7 protein-coding genes are annotated in these 6,184 nt (G+C 56.4%); 3 read left to right on the top strand and 4 right to left on the bottom strand.

Features of this window, described 5'->3' with window-relative positions:
• The 3 genes from VKV18_RS02080 to VKV18_RS02070 all read left to right on the top strand — a co-directional run.
• Positions 1-679 (top strand): sugar phosphate isomerase/epimerase (locus tag VKV18_RS02080; RefSeq protein WP_324202573.1); only part of this gene is annotated, 679 nt, incomplete at its 5' end.
• A 12-nt stretch (positions 680-691) separates the two neighbouring features.
• Complete coding sequence (locus VKV18_RS02075) at positions 692-1,699, top strand: Gfo/Idh/MocA family oxidoreductase (RefSeq protein ID WP_324202572.1); 1,008 nt, start codon at positions 692-694, stop codon at positions 1,697-1,699.
• A 137-nt stretch (positions 1,700-1,836) separates the two neighbouring features.
• The gene (locus VKV18_RS02070; RefSeq protein ID WP_324202571.1) at positions 1,837-2,481 is read left to right on the top strand and encodes a hypothetical protein; all 645 of its coding nucleotides are present in this window, start codon (positions 1,837-1,839) and stop codon (positions 2,479-2,481) included.
• Here the strand turns inward: VKV18_RS02070 and VKV18_RS02065 are convergent.
• From VKV18_RS02065 to VKV18_RS02050, 4 genes are all read right to left on the bottom strand, one after another.
• The gene (locus tag VKV18_RS02065) at positions 2,478-3,212 is read right to left on the bottom strand and encodes a M48 family metallopeptidase (RefSeq protein ID WP_324202570.1); all 735 of its coding nucleotides are present in this window, start codon (positions 3,210-3,212) and stop codon (positions 2,478-2,480) included. The two genes, VKV18_RS02070 and VKV18_RS02065, sit on opposite strands and share 4 nt — an antisense overlap.
• Before the next feature lie 26 nt (positions 3,213-3,238).
• Entirely contained in the window at positions 3,239-4,378 is a 1,140-nt protein-coding gene (locus VKV18_RS02060; RefSeq protein ID WP_324202569.1) for a GNAT family N-acetyltransferase, read from the bottom strand.
• 86 nt (positions 4,379-4,464) lie between these two features.
• Entirely contained in the window at positions 4,465-5,139 is a 675-nt protein-coding gene (lipB, locus tag VKV18_RS02055; protein ID WP_324202568.1) for a lipoyl(octanoyl) transferase LipB, read from the bottom strand.
• A 9-nt stretch (positions 5,140-5,148) separates the two neighbouring features.
• Positions 5,149-6,184, bottom strand: a 1,036-nt coding sequence (locus tag VKV18_RS02050) for a glycosyltransferase family 4 protein (protein WP_324202567.1), incomplete at its 5' end; no start/stop codon positions are given.

Raw genomic sequence — 6,184 nt, 5'->3', positions numbered from 1 at the left:
CGTCCCCATCTCCAGCGTCTGTGGGAATGCCGACCTTGAGGGGCACCCAAGCTTCGATTTCCTTGACCCCGACCCGCACAAGCGTCGAAAAAGCATTGAAGGAAGCAAGGCCATTCTGGCTTTTTGCGGCGAGGTGGGCGCGGCAGGCCAGATATGCCCGCCTATTTTCGGCAATGCGCGTGTGCCCGATCTCTCGCCGGTTATGACGCCTTTGGAGATCGAGGACAAACTGATGGTGGCTATCTGCCGAGAGATCGGCCCCTTTGCCGCCGCACACAACACCCTCTTTCTGCTTGAACCGCTCAATCGCTACGAGCAGCACTATCTGCGTCGCCAAAGCGATGGAGTGCGGGTTATTGAGGAGGCGAAGGTCGAAGGCATTGCGCTGCTTAGCGACTTTTTCCACATGCATATCGAGGAGACCAACACGCCTCAGGCCTTTCGGGAGGCCGGCAAACATGTAGCCCACATCCACCTGGCCGATAACACGCGCATGGAGCCGGGCACCGGTGACATAGACTTTGTGGCCGCTTTTAAGGTACTGCTTGAGATCGGCTTCACCGGCTACATGGCCTATGAGTGCGGCATAACCGGAAATACCCCACAGGAAAAGGCACAAAATTTGGCGAAAAGTTTGGACTATGTAAGAAACTGCATTGAACAAGCCAAAAAATCGTAAAGGAGCAAGGACATGTATCGCTGTATCCTCGCCGGGTTGGGAGGACAAGGTCTGTTTTGGCTGCGTGAGGTACGCAAGCGCAACGACTGCGAAATCGTGGCCTACGTAGAGCCTTCTTCGGCAAACCAGCAACGCGCCATCGAGCACCACAACGTTCCCAAGGAGCGTCTTTTCGAATCTCTCGACGACGCGATTGAAAAGGTTCAGGCCGATTTCGTGCTCGATGTCACCCCTCCATCCGTCCACCACGTTATTGCCGAAAAAGCGTTTGCCGCCAGCCTCCACGTCTTGGAAGAAAAGCCCCTCAGCGACAACTACGCCACGGCAAAGCGGGTGGTGGAGCAGGGCTTAAAGCATGGACGCAAGCACATGATCACTCAAAACTATCGGTTCGGCAGCTTCCCCCGCACCACCCGAAGGCTGCTTGCAGAGGGCAAGATCGGCAAACCAGGACAGTGCGATATTCGGTTCTACATTCCTTGGGCCGACATTCCCGGCTCTCACTACGTGACTCAACCCTACATGCTCATCAACGACATGATGGTGCACCATTTCGACATGCTACGTTATGTTCTCGGCACCGAGCCGGAGAGTGTGCAGGCTATCACCTGGAACCACCCTTGGGGCTGGCACAAAGGAGATGCAGCGCACTCCATCGTCTTTTTCTATCCCGATGGCCTCGTCGCCACCCATGTCGCTTGCGGCTGTGCCGTCGGCTCGCAAACCGGATGGAATGGGGATTGGCGCATTGAGGGTCCGAAAGGCAGTATAGATTGGGATAAGCATCAGATGACCTACTCTCATCTCCATCGCGTGGAACAGCCGGTACAAGAACAGATCGAGCCTTTGGAGGTGCCGCCTGCTCATCAGGCGATTCTCGACGAGTTCTTTACGGCCATTCGCGAAGACCGCGATCCGGAATGCAGCGCTGCCGACAACCTGAAATCGCTGGCCATGGTGTTTGCGGCCATCAAAAGCGCGCAAGAGGGACGTAGGGTAAGTCTCAAAGAGATCGGCTAATCCGGCACAGCACAGAGCTATCGTAAAAACGCGTGAAACCTTTTGGCAAGGTTTTACGATCTATACGATAGCTCTTGCTTTTTATGGGGAGCTTGAACTTTACACCCGTCTTCAATACGAAGGAGGACATCCTCGACATGAAGGGAACGACAAGAAAGTCGGCTTTACTGGCGCTGCTGTTGGCGTTTTCGGCTTTGCTTTTTACCGCTCCGCTGGCGATGGCGCGCCCTGGAAGCTTTGGCGGTGGCTTCCATGGCGGAAGCTTCGGGCGCAGCTCCGGCTCCTTTGGAGGGTCTCGAAGCTATGGCGGCTTTTTCGGCGGCCGCAGCAGCTCCTTCTCCGGCACACGGAGTTATGGCGGTTCGTTTGGCCGAAGCGGCAGCTATGGCGGAACGTACGGGGGAAGCCATAGCTATAGCTCCTCCACTCGAAGCTATGGCGGCTCATTTGGACGTACAGGCGCCTTTGGAAGAGGGCCGAGCTATACCCACTCCTCTTCCTACATCTATCGTGGGCGCGCCTATCCCGCTCACTACTATGGTGGATGGAGTGACTATAGCTTCTACTGGGGCGCTCCCCATTGGTACTACTATCTGCCCTTCCATCCGGCCTTCTACTACTATCCCCCCTACGTGGGCCCCGGCGGGTACTACTATCCCGGCGGTTTCAACTGGTTCCACCTGTTTATCAGCCTCGCCGTTTTTGGGCTGATTCTGTGGTTCATTACCCGGCTTATCTTCCGCGGCTTTGGAGGAACGCGCTACACAAGCTATGGGCCTTAATGTCCGTAACGATAGTCGTGGTGAGCGATGATCCACTCGGCGCGCTTAATGCGCTCGGGGGTTAAGGGGTGGTCTTGTAACCATTCTGGGGTGTTGTTCCCCCCCTCCCACTTCTCCACAAGCTCTAATTTGTGGAAGAAGCGGATAAGGCCATTGGGGTCATAGCCAGCGTAGTAGGCGTAGGAAAGCCCGCGCCAGTCGGCCTCATATTCGTCGTCACGGCTGTATTTTAACTGGATAATCTGATCGACGAGGCCCACGGCGTTCTGTACGTTAGCATTGGGGAAGAGGATAGAGATAAGGGCACTGTGGATGATGTCGGTTGAGATATGACGTGCCACATGGCGCGCATTGATATGCCCGCACTCGTGCCCGATGACACAAGCAAGAGCGCTATCGTCATTGCCCACCAGATCGAGGAGACCTCGAAAAACGTAGACGGGGCCCCCAGGCAAAGAAAAAGCGTTTATCTGATTCGAGATAAGCACCTTAAAGGAGTAGGGCACATCGCGCCGATCCATGTGGGGCAGAAGGCTCTCGCCTATTTTTCGTACCCGCTCGGCATCTGGGGAAGTGGTGTCTACGCGAAACTCTTGCTCCACCTCGCGCGCGCCCTCTTTCCCAAGCTCGATCTCTTGTTTTGTGGAGAGAAAACTGCGGGTGCGACATCCGCTAAGCGTGGGGAGCCACAACAGAATAACGAACAACACCACAAAATGACGACGCCGCATGGTCTGAGACCTCGCTTTCTAAGAACTCAAGAAGAGGCTTCTCCTTTTTTCTGCAAGCCCGCCTTTACCCGGGACTCCACAAATCGCTCAAGACGATTTAATGCAAAACCGATGCGCCCTGCCAGTGTGGCTTTCTCCCAAACGGAGCCGTGCGTCTGCAGTAGCAATAATCGCCGATTCCACCGTTCCTCAGGCTGCCAGCGGTACTTATAAGGCTCTTGCCCACGCAAAAAATCGAACTCGACATGGCCTTCCTCAATAGCTTGACGAATGGCTTGGGCCACCAAAATCGTACCGGGGCTGTAGCGAGCGTATTCCGGTGCGAAGCCGGCCTGATAGTAGTAGGTTTTATTGCGGAAGGCAAAGCAGTAGACCACGGCCTGAATGTTTCCATCGGCCCGCAAAACATGCAACCGAAGCCAACCTCTCTCTAAGAATCGGCTTGCTACCTCCTTATGAAACGCCTGCACCCTACGACTGCCGAACACGCCCGGCAGCCATTTTGCATTCCAACGCCGTTGATGTAATGCAAAAAGAGCCTCCATGCTCTCGTCTAAAGTCTCTTGCGTGGCAATGAGGAAGGCCGTATCGGGGAAGGTGCGTTGAAGCAGCCTGGCATAGTAACCGATGTTGAAGCGCATCTTTTTGCCTAAACGCGCCGTTAAGGCCTCCCAACGCGACGGCAAAGGAAGATAGGGGCAGGGTTCGATGGGTTGAATGCCCACAACGGTAGGGAGAACCGTTTGGTCGAGCAAGGGTGAATGCGAGGGAAGCTGCTGAAGATCGGCAATGTTCCAGCCGTCTAATGAGGTGCGGAGATGGTTGAGCAAGGCTTTTGCTACGTTTTTTTCGTGACCGGGGAGCGCTAAAAAACCCAGATAATCGGAGGAGCCGGTGCCGATCCACTCCAAACGACGGAGGGGGGTGCCGAGGTAGCGCCCGACACAGAGCGGCGCAAGGGCTACCGGCTCGCCGTTGTCGTAAAACACAAGCACACGGGCACGCCGTTTTGTTCCCAGATGGCGCCACCAAGCCTCATTCCATTCCCAAGTCTGGAAAGGCGTAATATCTGTGGCTGCTTCTTGCAGCGCCTGCCAAATCGGCTTAAGGCGCTCTACGGCCTGGCGTTCACGAAACTCTTTAACTTGCAAAGCCTTAACTTGCAAAGCCCCTACCCCCTCGGCATCCCATGAAGAATACCTGTTAGATTGTACCTCTAAGCTCTATGTTCGCATGAGGGTGCCTGTGGGGTCTAAGAAACGAACTCCAAATTATCGTGGCCGAAGGTGGTGGCGAACGCGGCGGCGGCTTGCCGTCCCACCTCTTCTATCGAATAGCTATGTCCTGTCTGCCGTAACAAAGAGGTGACCCCATAGGATTGTATGCCGCAGGGCACAATGAGCTGAAAGAGGGCGAGGTCGGTGGAAACGTTCAATGCAAACCCATGATGCGTTATCCAACGATGGATGCGAATGCCGATAGCGGCGATCTTTTCCGGTCGGCCTTCTGGGCCGTCTACCCAAACGCCGGTATAGCCGGGGAAGCGCCATCCTTTGAGGGAATAGGCTGCCAATGTCCGAATAAGCGCCTCTTCCACAAGTCGTAGGTAGTTGTGCACGTCCGGCTTGTGCGGGGGCGATTGTAGATCGAAAATGGGGTAGCCCACCAGCTGGCCGGGTGCATGAAGCGTGATGTCCCCCCCACGATCCGACGGCACAACCTCCACCTGCAATCGCTTGAGGGTCTCTTGAGAAGCCACGAGGTTCTTCGGGCTTGAAAACCGCCCAAAGGTAATCGTCGGAGGGTGTTGCAGCAGGAGAAGCGTGTCGGGGATATGCCCTTTTCTACGCTCCTCTACGAGATGGCGCTGTAAATCCCATGCCTGTTGATAGGGCACGATACCAAGTTGTTGCACCCGCAGTATCATGGCAGATATTCACCCGGAGAGCTGAGCAGCCGTCGAGTTGACGAGGCGACTGTAAAGCTCCTCGATCTGATGCGCCGTAACGGAGGAGGCGAAACGGGCTTTTGCCACCTGCAGCGCAGCTTCTCCCATGCGTCGGCGGCGAGAGGTGTCGGCCAATATCTCCACAAGGGCTTCAGCGAGGGCCTCCGGGGTTCGTTCTATCAACAGCCCCGTCTCGCCATCTTGCACCAGTTCCGGATTGCCTCCGGCGCGCGTGGCCACCACCGGTTTGCCCACGGCCATCGCCTCGATGATGGCCATACTACAGGCCTCATAGCGGGATGGCAGGGTGATCACATCCATGGCGGCCATAAGGCGGCGAACATCGTTGCGCGTTCCGGTAAAACGCAGTCGCTCCACATAGCCTTTCGCCAGCGCTTTAAGGTCGGCCTCTACCTGAGGTTGAACGGCTCCCACAAAAACAAAGTAGGTTGAAGGATAACACTCCAGCACGCGCCGAGCCGCCTGCACCAAAAGGTAGCTCCCCTTGAACGCATTGATCTGGCCGAAAAGTCCCACTAAAAGGGCATCGTCGGGCACGCCGAGTTCGCGCCGCACCTTGCGTTGCTCTAGCGGATCGAGGGTGGGAAACTCTGTGAAGTCCGTGCCGTTATAAACGGTACGGACGCGCTGTGGAGGGACGCCGTGCTCGATAAGCCATTGCCGTAAATACTCCGACACGGCCACAATAGAGGGGTCGCGATTGGGCAGAAAGCGGTAGGCCGGGTTTCGATTGATGACATGCACGCTGGAGACAACCGGAAGGCCGGCCAGCCGGCCTGCGATATGGCCGAGGTAGGCCGCACGGGTAAGATGGGTGTGTAGGATGTGGGCATGAAAGGCTCGTGCGGCTTTCACGATGCGTGGAACGGCAAAGGGCGAAAGCGGCCCGTGCATTACCACCTCACGGCACTCCATACCTGCTTCGCGCACGCGGTCGGGCAGCCAGCCGCCCGGCGGGCATATCACCAGAACACGATGTTCTCGCTCCCGCAAGCGGTTAGCG

The organism is Chthonomonas sp. (assembly GCF_035294505.1).
GTDB lineage: Bacteria > Armatimonadota > Chthonomonadetes > Chthonomonadales > Chthonomonadaceae > Chthonomonas.
This window is presented reverse-complemented; position numbering and strand designations above follow the sequence as displayed.

Bases quoted from the DNA above. Each gene is read 5' to 3' on its own strand.
- VKV18_RS02075 (WP_324202572.1), top strand. From the start codon at position 692: ATGTATCGCTGTATCCTCGCCGGGTTGGGAGGACAAGGTCTGTTTTGG.
- VKV18_RS02070 (WP_324202571.1), top strand. From the start codon at position 1,837: ATGAAGGGAACGACAAGAAAGTCGGCTTTACTGGCGCTGCTGTTGGCG.
- VKV18_RS02065 (WP_324202570.1), bottom strand. From the start codon at position 3,212: ATGCGGCGTCGTCATTTTGTGGTGTTGTTCGTTATTCTGTTGTGGCTC.
- lipB (WP_324202568.1), bottom strand. From the start codon at position 5,139: ATGATACTGCGGGTGCAACAACTTGGTATCGTGCCCTATCAACAGGCA.